Here is a 17,169-nt window from a genome sequence, read left to right as displayed (position 1 = left end):
GACCAAGAATCAGCAGGGGAGGACAAGACAATGGCTTCGGGTTTCAATCAAAAGAACAAGCAGTGCTCGGTGGCGGAGCTGGCCGCGCTGGTGCCGGATGGCGCATCCATTGCGCTGGGCGGCAGCTTCCTGCACCGCGGGCCGTTCGCGTTCGTGCGCGAACTGATCCGCCAGGGCAAGCGCGATCTTGAACTGATCAAGCAATCGCCCGGCTACGACGTGGACATCCTGTGCCGCGCCGGCGTGCTGCGCCGCGTGCGCGCGGGCATCGTGGCGATGGAAGGCAACTTCGGACTGGCGCCGTGGTATCGGCGCGCCGTGGAGCGCCGCGAGGTCGAGTTGGAAGAGCATGCCTGCGCCAGCCTGACAGCGGGGTTGCGGGCGGCGGCGTTCGGCGTGCCGTTCCAGCCTTGCGGCGGCCTGCATGGCAGCGGCTTGCCGGCGCTCAATGGCTGGGCCTGCCTGGACGACCCTTATGGCAGCGGCGAGAAGACGTATGTCGTGCCGGCCATTCGTCCGGACTTTGCCGTGATCCAGGCTTCTGAAGTGGACGCGCTGGGCAATGTGCGCGTGCATGGCACGGCGCATTGGGACCGCATCATGTCGCGCGCCGCGGGCAGCGTGCTGGTGGTGGCCGAGAAGGTCGTCGACAGCGCGGTGTTCGAAGCGCAGCCGGAATCCACGCTGGTGCCGTACTTCATGGTGCAGGCCTACGCCGTGGCGCCGGGCAGCGCGTGGCCGGGATCGTGCTGGCCGGATTACGCCATCGACTATCCCGCGGTAGAGGCATACATGGACAAGAACAGCGATCTGCAAGCGCACCTGGCCGCGGCGCCTGAAGCGCAAGGGGGCAATCATGGCTGAGCAATGGTCGGGCTTTTCCTACATCGTCACCAACCTGGCGCGGTTTATCCGCCCCGACGAGATCACGTTCAGCGGCGTCAATTCCACGATGCCGATGCTGGCGTGCCTGCTGGCGAAACGCGCCTATGACTGGGACTTCGTCTACATCAACGTGGCCGGCGGCGTGAATCCGCGGCCGTCGCACATTCCGATATCCAGCTCGGACCCGGTGCTGGCCGAGCACACGGCGTCGATTTTCTCGAACGAGGATTTCTACGATCTGTGCACGCGGGGCCGCATGGACCTGACCTTCTTGGGGGCGGCGCAGATCGACGGCGCGGGTTGCGCCAACAATTCCTGCATCGGCGACTGGCACGAGCCCAAGGTGCGCCTGCCGGGCGGCGGGGGCGGGGCGGTGATGCTGCCCACGGCGCGGCGCGCGTGCACGTGGCGCACGGAACACTCGCGCCGCACGTTCGTGCAGAAGCTGGATTTCATGACGTCCTGGGGCGGCTTCCATGGCGTGGTGACGCCGATCGCCGTGTTCGTGAAGCGCGATGGCAAGCTGGCCTTGCAGTCGTGGCATCCGGAGTCCAGCCTGTCTGAAGTGCGCGAACGCACGGGGTTCGAGTTCGACGCCACCGGCGCCGTGCCGTCCGAACCGCCCACGGCGGCCGAAGCCCGTGCGCTGCGCGAGCTGGATGAGGACGGTCAATTCGAACGCGACGCTGCCGTCGCGCTGCGCTAGGAGGCCGCCATGACGATTGCCGAAGCCACGCTCGCGGCGGCGTGCGAACGCGCGTGGCGCCAGCCTGAATGGTCGGCGCGGCCCGCCATGGTGACGACGGACGAAACGCTGACCTATGCGGCGTTGTATCGCCGGGTGGGGCAGGTGGCCGGCGGCCTGCGTGCCGCCGGTGTGCCGCGCGGCGCCTTCGTGGCGGTGGCGATGGAGCGTTCGTTGGCGCAAGTGCTGGCCATCCTGGGCGTGATGGCGGCGGGGGCCTGCCCTTGCCCGCTGGAGCCGCGCCTGTCGGTCGAGGAGACGGCGCGGCGCGTGTCGGCGGTGGGTCTGGCCTGGATGCTGCACGATGTGGCCAACGCCGCGACGGCGGAGGCTTGCGGCCTGCCGCCCGCGCGCCTGCTGGCAGCCAGCGACATCGAGCAGGGGCCGGTGGATTGGTCGGGCAGCGACGTCGCGGCAGCCGACCCTGGCTTGCTGCTTTTTACCTCCGGCAGCACGGGCAACCCCAAAGGCGTGCTGCTCAGCCACCGGGGCCTGGCGAACAATGCGCGCGGCGTGTTGGCGCACACCGGCTTGACGCCGGGTGACCGCCTGCTGCACGTGATGCCGCTGCATCACACCAACGCCCTGAACAACCAGATTTTCACGCCGCTGCTGGCGGGCGCCAGCGTGGCGCTGGCCGGCCGCTTCCGGGCGGACGACATGCCAGGCCTGCTGCGCGCGTTCCTGCCCACCATCATCACCGGCGTGCCCACCATGTACGCCCGCATGCTGGAATTGACGTTCGACCCGCAAAGCCTGGCGGGCTTGCGCTTCGCACGCTGCGGGTCGGCGCCGATCACCGAGGCATTGCACCGGCGTATCGAGGCCTTTCTGGGCTGCCCGCTGGTGGTGTCCTATGGCTTGTCGGAGGCGACCTGCACGTCCACGATGAATCCGCCCGGGGCGCGGCGCGTGGGCTCGGTGGGCACGGTGCTGGCGGGCCAGCGCGTAACCTTGCGGCTGCCGGACGGCTCGCAGGCCGCACCGGGCGGCGAAGGCGAGATCTGCATCGAAGGCGACAGCCTGATGCTGGGTTATCTGGGCGTGGACGAGGCGGACGGCGGGGCGCCCTTGCTGTTGCGTACCGGGGACCTGGGCCGGTTCGACGAGCAGGGGTATCTGAGCATCACCGGCCGCATCAAGGACGTCATCATCCGGGGCGGCGAGAACATTTCGCCGGCGTTGATCGAAGGCGTCGTCACCGGCTTGGCCGGCGTGGCGGCGTGCTGCGTGGTCGGCGCGCCCGATGAGGACCTGGGGGAAGTCCCGGTGATTTTCGTGCAGCGTGACGGCGATGGCATGGTGGATGACGCGTTGCAGGCGTCGGCGATCCAGGCCGAGGTATTGGCCCGCCTGGGCCGCATCTATGTGCCGCGCGATATCGTGTGGATCGATCGGCTGCCGGAAAATGCGGTCGGCAAGGTGGATCGCAAGGCCTTGGCGCGGCAGGTGGCCGCGCAGGCTGCCAGCGCCTGAAGCATGGCGCGGGCAGGTTGCCAGGCTGGGTAGGGGAAGTCAGGTCGGCAAGCGTCCCGCCCTGGCCCGCAAAATCCGATCAGGACTTGCCGCGCAGCCGGGCCAGCTCGGCCGAAAGTTCCGCCACCAGTGCCTGCGCGCGGGCCAGCGGGTCATGCCCATCGGGCACGATGCCGGCCGGGGCGGCATGGCCGGGTTCGGCTTGGGCCGGGGTGTCCTGCAGCCGGGGCTGCACGCTTTCGTGCCCCACGCTGACATCCACGTCGAACACCAGTTGCTCGGCGCGGTGCCAGGTCGTGAACCATTCCAGCGGCCGCCCGTGCTGGTCCATGCCCTGGCCTTGCAGCATCAGCAGCGGTGTGCCTGCCCGGGTATCCAGCAAGCCGGCCAGCCGGTCGTCTGCGGCAACCGCACGGATCTGGTTGCGGCCGGCACCCGGGCGCAGGCCGAAGCGTCGCGTCAGCACGCCGTGCAAGGACGCATCGGTCAGGTCATCGGCACGCAGGCCGGGCACCGCGTCGGCGGGCAGCCAGGTACGCACGTAGGCCAACGGGGCGTCTGCCACGTGGCGCAGGCGCTCCAGCATCAGCAACTGGGTTGTACCGAAAAAGGAGGCGACGTCATCGGGCGGCTCGGCGCGTGCAAACGCCAGTACTCGGGTCTGCAAGGCGACACCCGATTGGGCAAACTGTTCGTACAGCCCGGTTGAGCGCTGCACCAGCCGCCGGTGTTCCTGGGGCGCCGCCACCGTCGCGGGGCGCCCGGTCTCGCGCTGGATCAGTCCCTCGGTGGCCAGGGCGGCCAGCGCCTGGCGCACCACGCTGCGCGCGACGCCAAAGCGGTCGCACAGCGCGGCCTCGCTGGGCAGCACGGCGCCAGCCGCGAGCTTGTTCGTCCGGATATAGCCCCGCAGCAGGGTCGCCACCTGGGCGTGCAGCGGGATGTCTCCTGTGCGATCAAGAACGGGCAATGCGTCGTGCGTGGCGGGCGCCATGGGAATCAACCTCCGGTTTGTGCCCGCGCAGTTTCCCACACATGCGTCCAGCCCGGGGCTAGATGCGCGGCACGCTCGGCGGCCAGGATCAAACTGTCTTCGCGGGCGATGCCCTTGCCGGCGATGTCGAACGCGGTGCCGTGGTCGACGGACACGCGCACGACGGGCAGGCCTACCGTGATGTTCACGCCGTCGTCGCCATAGACCGCCTTGAAGGGCGCGTGGCCCTGGTCGTGGTAACAGGCGATCACGAACTGCCACTTGCCGCGCACCGCTTGCGGGAACAGGGCGTCGGCCGGGATCGGGCCGGCGGCGAGGATGCCGGCCGCGTTGGCTTCGGCCACGGCGGGCGCCAGGATATCGGCGTCTTCGCTGCCGAAGATGCCGTTTTCACCGGCGTGCGGGTTCAGTCCCGATACGGCCACCGGCTGGTCGCCACGGCCCAGTGCCTTGGCGAACGATCCGGCCAGGCGCAAGACGGCGCGCATGCGGGTCGGAGTCAGGTCGTCGATGGCCTGGCGCAGCGACACGTGGGTGGTGGCGTGGAAGATGTAGAGGTCGCCGGCCGAGAGCACCAGCGAAAACGTCTTGACGCCGAATTCGTGGGCCAGCAGTTCGGTGTGGCCGGGCCACTTGTGGCCGGCGGCGTGCATGGCGGCCTTGTTCAAGGGCGCGGTGACGATGCCGTCGACTTCGCCGGCGCGCGCCAGGGCGCAGGCCGTGGTGACGAAACGCACCGATCCGTCGCCGGCGTCGGCGCTGATTTCGCCCAGCTTGACGTGGGCCAGCGACGGGCCGGCTTGCAGCACTTCGATCGTGCCCGGCGTGTTGGTGCAGTCCGCTGCGCGGTCCAGCTTGCGCACGATGGCGGCGTCGCCGCCCAGGCCCTGCACGGCCTTGATCATGACGTCCACGTCGCCGACCACCAGCAGGCGGGCCTTCTGGCGCAGTTCGTCGTGGCCCATCAGCATCTTGGCCGTGATTTCCGGCCCGATGCCCGCCACGTCGCCCAGGGTGACAGCCAGCAAAGGCAGCTTGTTGGGTTGGGGTTGTGTCATCGCTTGAATCTCCTGTCGCGGATCGCGCGTACTGCGCGAACCAATACGTCTTCGGTGCCAAAGCCGCCGGCCTTGGTCACCACGGGCAGGCCCGCGGCCATGCCTCCGGTCAGCGTGCCCAGGGGCACGCCGCCCATCACTTCATCCACCAGCGCAATGCCGCGGGCGGCAAGCGCCACCAGCACGCTGCGCGCGCCGTCGCCGCCGGTGGCGACCACGCCCGCCGCGCGCGACGTCGTGATCAACTGCGCCGCCAGGCTGCCCAGGCGCTCGGCAACCGTTTCGGAATCCAGCCCCGCGAGTTGCCCTTCGGGCGCCAGCAACAGCACGGTCCCGGCCTCGGCCGGCGCCTGCGCATGGTGTTGCAGCAGCGGCTGGCTCCAGGCCTGCCATGCCGCGTCGTCGGCCAGTTGGGCCAGCGACGGTGTCCAGGTGTCTGCGCCCGAGGCTTGCAGAGCGGCGGCTTGCGCGCGCGCCGCGCTGTGCTGCGAGGTCACGACGACGACGACGGGCGCCGTCTGGTCGGCGCCAGCCCAGACGCGGGCCAGCGGCACGGCCAGGCCGCCCGCGCCCACGGGCAGCGCGTGTTCACCGAGCAGGCCGATGGCGCGCGCCAGGCGTTCCAGGTCGGCATCGGTGGCGGCGTCAACCACGACCGTGTTGCCGGCCTGCCGGATGCGCGCGGCCAGCGTGTCGGGCGTATCGCCCGCTTGCGCCGCGACGTGGGCGCAGCCCAGCAGGGTGGGGATGTGGCTTTCGGTCACCGGCGTGACCGGATCGGTCGCGGCCGAGGTCTCGGTGACCGGCTTGCCGTTCACATACAGAATGCCCTGTTCGACGGTGCGGCCCGTGGCAGGAAAGGCGGGGCAGATCACCGCCACCGTGTCCGGGCCCCAGGCGTCGCGCGCCGCGTCGATCTCGGCCTTGAAGGCCCCGCGCAAGGTGGAGTCCACCTTCTTGTAGAGGCGCGATACGCCGGCGGCGCGCAGTTGTTCGACGTTCTGCCGGATGACCCCGGCGGCGTCGGCGGCGGCCAGGGCGCGGCTGTTGGTCGTGACCGCCAGCACTTCGACACCCTCGGTCGCCGGGCCCGACAGCGCTTCGTCGGCGCCGCCGATGGACAGATGCGTGCTCCAGCCGGCGCGGACGAACTGCACCGCGGTGTCGCCGGAACCGGTCAGGTCATCGGCAACGATGGCGATGGTGGGCGTCAAAGCGCTTCTCCACGGGCCTCGCCCAAGGTGGGCGTGCCGCCGGTTACGTCCGCATCTTCGGACTTGAGTTCACCCGCGCGTTTCAGGAAATACGAGGCCAGGATCGGGGCCAGGATCGAGCTGATCAGCACGCACGCGGCGACCTGTGCAGTGGCGGTCGCGACGTATTGCTGGAAGTTGGGGTCGGCTGCCGCCACCACGGCGGGCGTGGCGATGGCGTTGCCGGCCGTCGTGCCTGCAGCAAAGCCCAGGCCGCTCTTGCCGCCGCGGCGCAGGATCATACGATAGCCCAGGTAGACCAGGCCGCCGGTGATGGGGCTGATGATCAGGCCCAGGATCAGGCCGCTCATGCCGCCGCTGACGACCGCGCCCAAGTTGATGCCGGTGCCCAGCGCAAAGGCGAAGAACGGGATGACGATGTTCGGCACGGGCTTGAGCACGTCGCGCCACTTCGGGTCCAGATTGCCGACCACGACGCCCAGCAGGAACGGCACCAGTGCCGCCACCAGGGCAATCATCGGAATATCGGCCAGGCCCGAGGCGCCCAGGAAAAGCAGGCTGAAGAAGGGGCCGTCGTTGACCGCGCTGGCCACATAGGCGCCGCGGTCGCGGGCATCGCCGTACTGGCCGGTGTAGGCCAGCCACAGGCCGCCATTGCTGTTGTCGAACGCAGCCAGCATGGCCAGGATCGACACGCCCAGCACGCCGTCCAGGCCGACGTAGCTGCCCAGGATGATGATCAACGTGGCGGGCACCAGCGTCTTCATCAACAGGATGGTGCCGGCGGTAGCCAGGATGGGGCCGCCGGTGCGGGTGTTGACTTGCGTGCCGGTTGCGAAGATCAGCAGGGCGATCAGCGGCAGGGCGCTGTTCTTGAAGAGGGCGGTAGTGAAGCCGCCGATGGCCAGTGCATCAGGGGCGAAGGTGCCGATCAGGGAACCCAGGATCAGCGGCACCAGCATCAATCCACCAGGGATTTTCTGCATGGTGCCAAAAAAGGGCGAGCGGGAAGAGGCGGCGGTCGACACTTGCGGGAGTCTCCAGGACGGTTCTGGTGGGTTGCAGAAGTTCGTTGATGCGTCTGTCAGTGGGGGTTGAAAAACCGTAGTGTACACCTGTACGTACAGCCGGTACGTACAGGTTTTCCCCGTCCTGAAGTTCGTGTGCTGCTTAGAAGCGGTAGGCCCCGCTCAACATGACCGTGCGGCGCGCCCCGTAAAAGCAGTCGCCACGGTCCAGGCAGACGACTTCATAGGTACGGTCGGCGATGTTGTTGACGTTCAACGCGTAGCGCCATGGGCCATTGTCGTAGCTGACCATGGCATCGAACAAGGTCACGGCCGGTGTCTGCGGCGCGCCGCCGTCGCGGAATGCCGTCAGGTAGCGTACCCCCGCGCCTACGGCGAATCCCGGTTGTCCAGCCAGGGCGAAGCGGTATTTGCCCCACAGCGACGCCATGTGTTTGGGCAGGCCTTCCAGCTGCGGATCGGGATCGGTATAGATGTAATTGGCGATCACGTCCACGTCTTTGGTGACCCGGCCGCGCAGCTCCAGTTCGACGCCGCGCGTGCGCGTCTTGCCCGCCTGGATCTGGTTGTTGGGGTTGTTCGGGTCGTTGGTCTGCCGGTTCTTTTCCCGCAAATCGTAGGCGGCGGCAGTGAACTCGATGTCGGCATCCTTCGGCATGTACTTGATGCCGGCCTCGACCTGCTTGCCGCGCATGGGCTTCCAGCGCTGGTCGTAGAAGTCGGAACCCGCGATCGGGGTGAAGGATTCGCTGTAGCTCAGGTAGGGAGACCAGCCGTTGTCGGCGGCATACATCAGGCCGAAGCGTTTGGTCGTGGCGTAGTCGGTTTCCTTGTCCTGACCGTCGATGCGGTTGTCGGCGCGGTCGCGCCGGATGCCGGCCAGGAAGATCCAGTTCTTGTCGAACTTGATCTGGTCCTGCGCGTAGAAGCCCAACTGTTGCTGCTTCTGCTTCGGCGTGTCGGACAGTTCGTATTCCGGCAGGTTGCCGTAGACCGGGTGATACAGGTTCAGCGGCGCGCCCAGGCCGCTGGCCGTCTGGCTGGTTTCGCGGTAGTGCGAATAATCCATCCCGAAGATCACGGTGTGCTCGGTGCGGCCCCAGTTCAGCTTGCCTTCGATGTTCTGGTCGGCCAAGAGCGTGCGCATGCGCGGCTTGTTGATGTAGAAGAAGCGATCCGTGGTGGTCTGGTCCGCATCGATGTACGAATTGCCGCGCCGGTCGCCGTAGACGTTCGGATACAGCGACTGGTAGTCGACCCGGCTGACCGTGTTGCGGAAGTTCTGGCGGAACTTCCAGGTGTCGTTGAACTGGTGTTCGAACAGCCAGCCCACGCTGAATTGCTCGGTATCGTAAGCATCGAAACCCGGTTCACTGACGAAGCGGCGGGTCGGGATGCGGCCGTTCGGATTTTCCTGCACCGACCCGCTCCAGGGCAGGAAGGATTGCGTGGTGCCGGCCTTGTCCTTTTGCCACAGGGCCTGCAGGGTCAGTGAGGTGGCGGCGCTGGGACGCCACGTGAGGGAAGGCGCCAGCATCAGGCGGTCGTCGGGCGCGTGCTGCACCTGCGTGTCGCTGTCGCGGCCCACCGCCACGACGCGATACAGCCATTGACCGTCTTCCGTTACCGGCCCGGTCAGGTCCGCCTGGATCTCGCGGCGGTTGTCGTTGCCCAGCACCACGCCGATCTCGCGTTGGGCTTCGGCCTGCGGGCGCTTGCTGACCAGGTTGACGATGCCGCCCGTGCTGCCCTGTCCGTACAGCATGGATGACGGGCCGCGCAGCACTTCCACGCGTTCCATCCCGTAGATCTCGGTGCGAGGGTTGTTGTAGTTGAAGAACTGACGCAGACCATCCAGATATTGCGCCGGTTCCACGCCGCGGATTCGGACGTAATCGCCGCGGTTGTCCACGCCGTAGGCGTTGGGCCGCACGCCGGCCGCGTAATTCATGGCGTCCTGCACGTTCTGCGATCCCTGGTCCACGATCTGCCCGCGGGGTATCACCGTGATGGCCTGCGGAGTTTCGGACAGCGGGGTGTCAGTTTTGGTGCCGGTGGCGCTGCGCGTTGCGACGTAGCCGTCGACGGGGCCTGTCGCGGTTTCACCCGTGCCGGTGACCTGCACGGCGGGCAGCACCGTGGCGGGCTCGGTGGACGGGCCGGGTTGGGCGGGTTGGGCCTGAGCCGCCGCGCCGAAGCAGGCGGCCAGCAGGGCGGTGACGGGCAACAGGGTCTGCGGCCGCGCTCGACGCGCGGTCGGATAAGGGTGGCGTTTCAAGAGATCTCCCCGGCGGCTGCTTGGCAGCCGATCACATATAAGAATGGCAACGATAATTATTATTAATTGGGCGTCGGCCAGACACGCGAAATCAGGGTGCTCGCAGATGTAAAAAAGCCCTGCAAACTGGCTGCGTGGGCAGTTTTAATGCAATAAATCCCATATTTATCAGCGGCTTGGCGCGGGTGCTGGTTTCGGTGCCCCGCAGCGGAGATGTGTTGGCGATGCGCGACAAATGGCGTTTCAGGCGTACCGCGCCCGGCGCGTGCCGCCTTCGCGGCGGCTGGCCTTTTCCGAGACGATATTGTCGTCGGCCATGCGGCGCCCGCGCTGTTCGATACGGGCCAGGAAGTCGCGCAGCAGCGCGATTTCATCGTGGTTCAGGTCCTGCACCAGCAGGTCGTTCAGGCGGGCGACCTCGGGCAGCAGGCGCTGGTAGCGGTCGATGCCTTCGGCGGTGGCCTCCACGCGTACGACCCGGCGGTCGGCGCTGTCGTGAAGCCGCCGCAGCCAGCCCTTTTCGCACAGCGTCCCAAGCGTGCGCGAGGTGCGGGGTAAATCAAGCTTGGCGGCCGCGGCCAGTTCGGCCGAGTTCATGATGCCGCCTTCGACGGCGCAGGCCAGGATCCGCCATTCGCGACGCGTGATGCCGAAACGGCCTTCGCACAGCCGCACGAAGACCGGATTGCTTTGCGACCAGGCCTGATACAGCCGGTACATCAGCATGTCCGCCAGATGTGGCGGCTCGGACAGGGGCGTGGAAGGCATGGCGTGCATATCGTTATGGAAAGTCCTGGATTAGATCAACCAACGGCCGCGTTGCTACAGTCCGCTCACTCAATCGGGTATCGGCCAAGCATGGATAACCATAACCGACAGCGGGCCACTGTCTCCAGGAGAAGACAATGCGTAAATGGATGACGGGCGCCCTGGTGGCGACGGCGTTGACCGGGCTGGCCCCGCTGGCCTGTGCGCAGCAAGCGCCGCTGGACGGCCCGCTGACCATCGTGGTGGGCTATCCGCCAGGCGGCAGTTCGGATCGCATTGCGCGGCTGGTGGCTGACCGGCTGAAAGACCGGGCCGGCGTGCCGGTAGTGGTCGAGAACAAGACCGGCGCCGGCGGCCGTATCGCAGCGCAGGGGTTGCATGCGGCGCCTGCCAGCCAGAACGTGCTGATGCTGGCCAACCCGGCCGTGATGGTGGTGGCGCCTCTGGTCTATGCCCAACCAGGCTACGACGCCCAGCAGGACTTCAAGCCCGTGTCGCTGGCCAGCCGCTACAAGTTCGCGCTGGCGGTGCCGGCCAGTTCGCCGATTCAGGATGTGGCGGCATTGCGCCAGTGGCTGCGACAGAACCCCAAGCAGTTCACGGTGGGCGTGCCGGCCACGGGCAGCCTGCCGCACTTCTTCGCGTTGATGCTCGGGCGCGAGATCGAGCAGGAGCCGGAAGTGGTCGGCTACCGGGGATCGGCCCCGCTGATCTCGGAGCTGATCGGCGGGATCCTGCCGCAAGGCATCGATACGCTGGACACGCTGCTGCCGCAGCACCGCGCGGGCAAGATCCGCATCCTGGCCACGTCCGGAGACACCCGTGATGCGGATCTGAAAGAGGTGCCCACGTTCAAGGAAAGCGGTGTGAACTTGGCGGCCGACGGCTGGAACGCCTTCTTCGCCCCGGCCGCGATGCCGCAGGCCAAGGTCGACCGGCTGGGCGCGGACATCGCGGCCATCTTGCGCGAACCCGCCATGCAGGAGGCCGTGCGCGGCGTGTTCCTGGAACCGGTTTCTCTCGATGCTGCCGGCACCGCCGACGCGCTGGCCGCGTACCGCAAGCAATGGGAACCGGTGGTGCGGGCCTCCGGCTTCACGGCCACGCAATAAGAGGAGCCGGCATGGGCACCGTGCAGAATGTATTGTTCATCATGGCCGACCAGCTACGGGCCGACCACCTGAGCTGTTATGGCCATCCCTACTTGCAGACACCCAGCCTGGACGCGCTGGCGGCCCGCGGCGTGCGCTTTGACCGCGCTTTCGTGAATTCCGGCGTCTGCGGCCCCTCGCGCATGAGCTACTACACGGGGCGCTACCCGTCGCGCCATGGCGCGACCTGGAACCGCGTGCCGCTATCGGTCAACGAGATCACGCTGGGCGAGTACCTGGCCGGGCAGGGGCGGGAGCTGGCGCTGGCGGGCAAGACCCACATCATCCCCGACAAAGCGGGCATGGAGCGGCTGGCAATCGATGGCGCCTCCGAATTGGGCGTGTTGCTAAGCCGGGGCGGCTTCACCGAGCTGGACCGCTATGACGGCCATCACACGCCCGGCAAGGAAAGCGGCTACCCCGCATTCCTGCGCCGCAATGGTTATGACAGCGTGGACCCCTGGACCGATTACGTGATCGCGGGCGTGGATGCTGGCGGCAACGTCGTCAGCGGGTGGAACATGCGCAACGTGCATCTGGCATCGCGAGTCGCCGAGCCGCATTCCGAGACCGCGTACATGACGGACCAGGCGCTGGATTTCATGAAGAGGCGCGGCGGCCAGCCCTGGGTGCTGCACCTGAGCTACGTCAAACCGCACTGGCCCTACATGGCGCCGGCACCCTATCACAAACGCTATACCGCCGACCAATGCCTGCCCGTGCGGCGCAACCGCGAAGAACTGGTGGACGCGCATCCCGTTGTCGCCGCATACCGCCAGCAGGAAGAAAGCGTCAGCTTCTCCACGGACGAATGCGTGCGCGTGGTGCGGCCCGCCTATCAAGGCCTGATCCGGCAACTGGACGACCACCTGGGCCGGCTCTTCGACTATATGGAAGGCGCGGGGCTGATGAAGAACACGCTGATCGTGTTCACGGCGGATCATGGCGACTTCCTGGGCGACCACTGGTGGGCGAAAAGGAACTGTTCTACGACACCGTGCAGCGGGTTCCCTTCATCGTAATGGACCCGTCGGCCGCAGCCGATGCCACGCGCGGCCGCGCCTTGGCGGACATGGTCGAGAGCGTGGACGTGGTGCCCACCGTGCTGCGCGCGCTGGGGACGGCCGGACCGGGCCATCGGCTGGAGGGCCGGGCGCTGCAGGAACTACTGCATGGCCGGGATGCCGCCACGCCTTGGCGGGATTGCGTGTTTTCCGAACTGGACTACAGCTTCCGGCAGGCGCGAGTGCTGCGCGGCAAGACGCCGCAGAACGCGCGCGCCTGGTCGGTGCGGACCGACCGCTGGCGCTACGTGCATTGGCTGGACGAGCCCGAGCAGCTCTTCGACCTGCATGCCGATCCTGACGAATTCCAGGATCTGGGCGTGAGCAGCGCGCACGCGGGGGTGCGCGCGGAATTGCGTGAACGCTTGCTGGACTGGATGCTGCGCGGCAAGCGGCGCACCACGATCAGCGACGAAGCCGTGGAAAACGCCACCAACGCGCACAAGCGCGCCGGTGTGTTTTTCGGGCAGTGGTAGGAGGGGCGGCCCTCAGGCCTTTACCGCGGATCGGGTTTGGGATTGGGGGGCGGCATTCTGCGCCTCCGGCTTCAACTCCCGCCGCAATATCTTGCCCACGTTGGTGCGCGGCAAGTCATCGCGAAACTCCACGTAGCGCGGCACCTTGTAGCCCGTCAGTTGCGTGCGGCAATGGGCGATCAGCGTTTCCGCGTCCAGCCCGGGGTCCTTGCGGATGACGTACAGCTTCACCGCCTCGCCCGAGCGTTCGTCGGGCACCCCGACCGCGGCCACTTCGCGTACGCCGGGATGCAGCGCGGCCGCGTCTTCGACCTCGTTGGGATAGACGTTGAAGCCGGACACCAGGATCATGTCCTTCTTGCGGTCGATGAGGAACACGTAGCCGTTTTCATCGACGTAGCCGATGTCGCCCGTGCGCAGGAAGCCGTCCGGGTACATCACCAGCGCGGTTTCGTCGGGCCGGTTCCAATAGCCTTGCGTGACCTGGGGGCCGCGCACGCAGATCTCGCCGCTTTCGCCGATGCCTTGCTCTTGGCCTTCGTCATTGCGGATGGAAATTTCGGTGGACGGCACCGGCAGGCCGATCGAGCCGGTGAACACCTTGACGTCCAGCGGGTTGACGGTGACGGCGGGCGAGGTCTCGGTCAGGCCGTAGGCCTGCGCCAGCGACTTGCCCGTGACGGCGCGCCAGCGGTCGGCCACGGCGCGTTGCACCGCCATGCCGCCGCCCATCGTCAGGCGCAGGCGCGAGAAGTCCAGCTTGGCAAAATCGGGATGGTTGAGCAGCGCGTTGAACAGCGTGTTGACCCCGGTGAAGGCGGAAAAAGGCACCTTGCCCATCTCTTTGATCAAGCCGGGGATGTCGCGCGGATTGATGATGAGCAGGTTGCTGGCGCCGATCTTCATGAAGGTCAGGCAGTTCGCCGTCAGCGCGAAGATGTGATAAAGCGGCAGGGCTGTCACGACGCACTCTTCGCCTTCTTTTACCAACGGCTTGATCCAGGCATGGGCCTGGCTCAGGTTGGCCACCAGGTTGCCGTGCGTCAGCATCGCGGCCTTGGCCACGCCGGTCGTGCCCCCGGTGTATTGCAGGCAGGCGAGGTCGCGCTGGTCCAGTGGCACCTCGGTGAACGGCATGTTGCGGCCGGCACGCAAGGCGTCGCCCAGCCGGACGGCGCCGGGCAGCGACCAGGCCGGCACCATGCGCTTGACGCGGCGGACGATGAAGTCCACCAGCTGGCCTTTGACGGGCCCAAGCATCCCGCCAATGGACGTCACCAGCACGCGTTCGATCGCAGTCCGTGGCAGGGCCTTCTGCAAGGTGGACGCGAAGTTGTCCGCTACCACGATGGCGCGCGCGCCCGAATCGGCCAACTGGTGTTCAAGCTCGTGCGCGGTATAGAGCGGGTTGCAGTTGACGACGACGCAGCCGACGCGTAGCGCGCCGAACAGGCAGACCGGGTATTGCAGCAGGTTGGGCATCATCAGCGCGACGCGATCGCCTTTGCCCAACCCGTTGGCGTGCAGCCATGCGGCGAAGTCGCGCGTCAGCGCGTCCAGTTCGGCGTAGCGGATCGACTTGCCCATGCTGATGTAGGCGGTCTTGTCCGCAAAGCGGCGGCAACTTTCCTGCACGACCGAGACCAGCGTCGTCACGCCGTCCATCTCGATCTCCGCGGGAACGCCGGAGGGATAGCTCTTGTGCCAGATTCGTTCCATCGTTGTGCCTAGTTGCCCAGGAGGGCTTTCTTCAGGGAAGCCTGCGCAGGGTTGTCGCCCAGCCAGACGCGCAGCAAGGCGCGCGCGAACTCGGGGCTGTCGATACGGCCACGTTGCTTGCCGTTGTCCGTGACCGTGACGCCGCGGGCGTCGAAGTCCAGGTCGACGACATCGCCCGTCTTGGCGGTGCCGATCTCGGCCATCAGACGGGACAAACGGTCTGCCGGCGCTTTCAGCGCGGCAAGCTCCTGCTTCGGCGTATTGTCGCGCAATCCCTCCTGCAACGCGTCGTCCAGGCTTTTGCTGTCTACGTCGCGCAGCAACTGCAGGCGCATGCGTCGGGGTTCCGTGCTGTTGACCAACGCCGCGGCGTCGCTGCTCTTGGCGGTGGCGTACAGCGCGGCTACGTAGACCTTCACGACGAACTTGGTGCGCACGCCGGCGCCGTTGAGCACCAGCGCGCGGCCGCCTTCGGACAGCTGTTCCGGCACGCGCACGCCCGCGACGTCCATGTCGGCGGCGAAAGCGGGCGCACCCGCCAGGGTGGCGGCAACAATGAGGCTCAGGGCGGCGGATCGCCCTCCAGAGATGGGATGCATGGGTCTCCTCCTGTGTTCTTTCGCTTGTAGAACTTCTTGTCGGCGATATAGATCGTGCGTTCCACGACGGCATAGACCACGCCGTCCTTGTCCTTCAACTCCACCGTGTACGTGCGGGTCGTCTCATGGTCCCGCGCCAGGATGCGGCGGATTTCAGCAATCTCTCCAGGCGGCAGCCGGAAGTCCACATACAGCGTCGTATAGGCAGGCTTGCGGAAGCGGATCGACGCCGCCTTGTCCCAAACGATGTGGTCCGCGCCCAGAGCAGACATCAGCATCGTGGGGTGCGCGCCGTCCGTCACCGCGAACAGCGACCCGCCATACATCGAACCGACGATATTGCGCGTGCGCCGCTGCAAGGGCAGCTTGATGCGGATGTGCTGGAAGTCCGGCGACACATGCAGCACGCGTCCGCCGGTGGCGCGAAACGCCGGATGCAGGTTGAACCCCACCCGCATCAGGCGCGCGCGCCATTGCGGCGACAGGCTCTTGAACCAATAGGGCTGGATCACATCGCCTCGAACAGGCCAGCCGCACCCATGCCGGTGCCGATGCACATGGTGACCAGCCCGTACTTGCCGCCAGTGCGGCGCAGGCCGTGCGTGATCGTGGCCGTGCGGATCGCGCCGGTCGCACCCAGCGGGTGGCCCAGCGCAATGGCGCCGCCCAGCGGATTGACCTTGGCGGGATCCAGTTTCAGTTCCCGGATCACGGCCAGCGACTGCGCGGCGAAGGCCTCGTTCAGTTCGATCCAGTCCAGCGCATCTTGCGTGATGCCGGCGCGTTCCAGCACCTTGGGGATGGCGGCGACCGGGCCGATGCCCATGACTTCGGGCGGCACGCCGGCCACCGAGAAGCTGACAAAGCGCGCCAGCGGGCTCAGGTTGAATTCGCGCAGGATCCGGTCGGACACCAGGACCACGGCGGCTGCGCCGTCGGACATCTGCGAGCTGTTGCCCGCGGTGACGCTGCCGCGCGCCGCGAACACGGGGCGCAGCCGGGCCAGCGCTTCCGCGCTGCTGTCCGGGCGCGGGCCTTCGTCCACCTCGACCAGGCGGCGCACCACGCGCACGGCGCCGCTGGCGCCGTCCGGCAGATGCGACACCACTTCGAATGGCGTGGTTTCCGCGCGGAAGTGGCCGGCCGCGATGGCGGCGCAGGCTTTCTGGTGCGAGGCCAGCGCAAAGGCATCTTGATCCTCGCGCGAGACCTTCCAGCGTTCAGCGACCTTTTCGCCGGTCAGGCCCATGCCGAAGGCCATGCCGATGTTCTCTTCGTTGGCGAAGATGGCCGGGTTCATCGACACCTTGTTGCCCATGATCTGCGGCATGGCGCTCATGGATTCGGTGCCGGCGCCGATCATGATGTCGGCTTCGCCCGCGCGGATGCGGGCGGCGGCATCCGCCACCGCTTGCAGGCCGGATGCGCAGAAGCGGTTGACGGTGACCCCGGCCACGCTTTGCGGCAGGCCGGCCAGCAGCAGGCCGATGCGCGCTACGTTCATGCCTTGCTCGGCTTCCGGCATGGCGCAGCCTGCGATCACGTCTTCGATGCGCGCCGTGTCCAGCCCGGGAACCTGGGCCAACGCGCCGTTCAGCGCGGCGGCCAGCATGTCGTCCGGGCGGGTGGTGATGTAGGCGCCATTGCGCTTGCCCACCGGCAAGCGCGTGGCGGCGACGATGTAAGCGTCCTGAATCTGCTTGCTCATGTTCTA

General features: G+C 67.2%; 14 protein-coding genes and 1 pseudogene. 5 read left to right on the top strand and 10 right to left on the bottom strand.

Annotation, left to right across the window (positions count from 1 at the left end; all coding sequences use genetic code 11):
* The first annotated feature begins 30 nt into the window (after positions 1 to 30).
* From CEY09_RS14080 to CEY09_RS14070, 3 genes are read left to right on the top strand one after another with little or no spacing between them, the layout of a single operon-like run.
* Positions 31 to 864 (top strand): CoA transferase subunit A, encoded by an 834-nt coding sequence (locus CEY09_RS14080; protein ID WP_088589083.1) that lies wholly within the window; start codon positions 31 to 33, stop codon positions 862 to 864.
* A complete protein-coding gene (locus CEY09_RS14075; protein WP_088589082.1) occupies positions 857 to 1,591 on the top strand; it encodes a CoA-transferase subunit beta in 735 nt (244 codons plus the stop codon). Before CEY09_RS14080 ends, CEY09_RS14075 begins: the two co-directional genes overlap by 8 nt.
* A gap of 9 nt (positions 1,592 to 1,600) precedes the next feature.
* Positions 1,601 to 3,106 carry a class I adenylate-forming enzyme family protein gene (locus tag CEY09_RS14070; RefSeq protein ID WP_088589081.1) on the top strand — a complete coding sequence of 502 codons (1,506 nt, stop codon included), beginning with the start codon at positions 1,601 to 1,603 and terminating at the stop codon, positions 3,104 to 3,106.
* A gap of 79 nt (positions 3,107 to 3,185) precedes the next feature.
* Here the strand turns inward: CEY09_RS14070 and CEY09_RS14065 are convergent, their stop codons facing one another.
* From CEY09_RS14065 to CEY09_RS14040, 6 genes are all read right to left on the bottom strand, one after another.
* Entirely contained in the window at positions 3,186 to 4,100 is a 915-nt protein-coding gene (locus tag CEY09_RS14065; protein WP_088589080.1) for a GntR family transcriptional regulator, read from the bottom strand.
* Positions 4,101 to 4,105: 5 nt separating this feature from the next.
* Complete coding sequence (gene pdxA / locus CEY09_RS14060) at positions 4,106 to 5,158, bottom strand: 4-hydroxythreonine-4-phosphate dehydrogenase PdxA (protein WP_006225537.1); 1,053 nt, start codon at positions 5,156 to 5,158, stop codon at positions 4,106 to 4,108.
* Positions 5,155 to 6,372 carry a D-threonate kinase gene (gene dtnK, locus CEY09_RS14055; RefSeq protein WP_006225538.1) on the bottom strand — a complete coding sequence of 406 codons (1,218 nt, stop codon included), beginning with the start codon at positions 6,370 to 6,372 and terminating at the stop codon, positions 5,155 to 5,157. The genes pdxA and dtnK overlap by 4 nt, the downstream gene beginning before the upstream one ends.
* On the bottom strand, positions 6,369 to 7,358 hold the full coding sequence (locus CEY09_RS14050; RefSeq protein WP_052017898.1) for a 2-keto-3-deoxygluconate permease: 990 nt from the start codon (positions 7,356 to 7,358) through the stop codon (positions 6,369 to 6,371). Before CEY09_RS14050 ends, dtnK begins: the two co-directional genes overlap by 4 nt.
* Positions 7,359 to 7,542: 184 nt before the next feature.
* Positions 7,543 to 9,678, bottom strand: a complete 2,136-nt coding sequence (locus tag CEY09_RS14045; RefSeq protein ID WP_088589079.1) for a TonB-dependent siderophore receptor — start codon at positions 9,676 to 9,678, stop codon at positions 7,543 to 7,545.
* A gap of 243 nt (positions 9,679 to 9,921) precedes the next feature.
* A complete protein-coding gene (locus tag CEY09_RS14040; protein ID WP_088589078.1) occupies positions 9,922 to 10,455 on the bottom strand; it encodes a MarR family winged helix-turn-helix transcriptional regulator in 534 nt (177 codons plus the stop codon).
* Between the two features lie 128 nt (positions 10,456 to 10,583).
* Here CEY09_RS14040 and CEY09_RS14035 point away from each other — a divergent pair, with 128 nt between their 5' ends.
* Both CEY09_RS14035 and CEY09_RS14030 read left to right on the top strand, forming a co-directional pair.
* Positions 10,584 to 11,558: a Bug family tripartite tricarboxylate transporter substrate binding protein gene (locus CEY09_RS14035; protein WP_088589077.1), complete on the top strand. Its 975-nt coding sequence runs from the start codon at positions 10,584 to 10,586 to the stop codon at positions 11,556 to 11,558.
* A gap of 11 nt (positions 11,559 to 11,569) precedes the next feature.
* Positions 11,570 to 13,137: pseudogene (locus tag CEY09_RS14030) on the top strand (sulfatase-like hydrolase/transferase).
* Between the two features lie 12 nt (positions 13,138 to 13,149).
* Here the strand turns inward: CEY09_RS14030 and CEY09_RS14025 are convergent.
* The 4 genes from CEY09_RS14025 to CEY09_RS14010 are packed head-to-tail and all read right to left on the bottom strand — an operon-like array spanning position 13,150 to position 17,163.
* Positions 13,150 to 14,856, bottom strand: a complete 1,707-nt coding sequence (locus CEY09_RS14025; protein WP_088589076.1) for an AMP-binding protein — start codon at positions 14,854 to 14,856, stop codon at positions 13,150 to 13,152.
* Between the two features lie 8 nt (positions 14,857 to 14,864).
* Entirely contained in the window at positions 14,865 to 15,455 is a 591-nt protein-coding gene (locus tag CEY09_RS14020) for a chalcone isomerase family protein (protein WP_088589075.1), read from the bottom strand.
* The gene (locus CEY09_RS14015) at positions 15,419 to 15,964 is read right to left on the bottom strand and encodes a DUF4442 domain-containing protein (protein WP_035213518.1); all 546 of its coding nucleotides are present in this window, start codon (positions 15,962 to 15,964) and stop codon (positions 15,419 to 15,421) included. Before CEY09_RS14015 ends, CEY09_RS14020 begins: the two co-directional genes overlap by 37 nt.
* Positions 15,964 to 17,163, bottom strand: a complete 1,200-nt coding sequence (locus tag CEY09_RS14010; RefSeq protein ID WP_088589074.1) for an acetyl-CoA C-acyltransferase — start codon at positions 17,161 to 17,163, stop codon at positions 15,964 to 15,966. Before CEY09_RS14010 ends, CEY09_RS14015 begins: the two co-directional genes overlap by 1 nt.
* Positions 17,164 to 17,169 lie beyond the last annotated feature (6 nt).

The organism is Achromobacter marplatensis (assembly GCF_002209535.1).
Lineage (GTDB): Bacteria > Pseudomonadota > Gammaproteobacteria > Burkholderiales > Burkholderiaceae_B > Achromobacter > Achromobacter marplatensis.
The sequence above is the reverse complement of the archived record's forward strand: the minus strand, read 5'-3'. Positions and strand labels throughout refer to the sequence as shown.

Coding starts and splice junctions, on each gene's coding strand:
- CEY09_RS14080 (WP_088589083.1), top strand. CDS start 31: ATGGCTTCGGGTTTCAATCAAAAGAACAAGCAGTGCTCGGTGGCGGAG.
- CEY09_RS14075 (WP_088589082.1), top strand. CDS start 857: ATGGCTGAGCAATGGTCGGGCTTTTCCTACATCGTCACCAACCTGGCG.
- CEY09_RS14070 (WP_088589081.1), top strand. CDS start 1,601: ATGACGATTGCCGAAGCCACGCTCGCGGCGGCGTGCGAACGCGCGTGG.
- CEY09_RS14065 (WP_088589080.1), bottom strand. CDS start 4,100: ATGGCGCCCGCCACGCACGACGCATTGCCCGTTCTTGATCGCACAGGA.
- pdxA (WP_006225537.1), bottom strand. CDS start 5,158: ATGACACAACCCCAACCCAACAAGCTGCCTTTGCTGGCTGTCACCCTG.
- CEY09_RS14050 (WP_052017898.1), bottom strand. CDS start 7,358: ATGCAGAAAATCCCTGGTGGATTGATGCTGGTGCCGCTGATCCTGGGT.
- CEY09_RS14040 (WP_088589078.1), bottom strand. CDS start 10,455: ATGCACGCCATGCCTTCCACGCCCCTGTCCGAGCCGCCACATCTGGCG.
- CEY09_RS14035 (WP_088589077.1), top strand. CDS start 10,584: ATGCGTAAATGGATGACGGGCGCCCTGGTGGCGACGGCGTTGACCGGG.
- CEY09_RS14025 (WP_088589076.1), bottom strand. CDS start 14,856: ATGGAACGAATCTGGCACAAGAGCTATCCCTCCGGCGTTCCCGCGGAG.
- CEY09_RS14020 (WP_088589075.1), bottom strand. CDS start 15,455: ATGCATCCCATCTCTGGAGGGCGATCCGCCGCCCTGAGCCTCATTGTT.
- CEY09_RS14010 (WP_088589074.1), bottom strand. CDS start 17,163: ATGAGCAAGCAGATTCAGGACGCTTACATCGTCGCCGCCACGCGCTTG.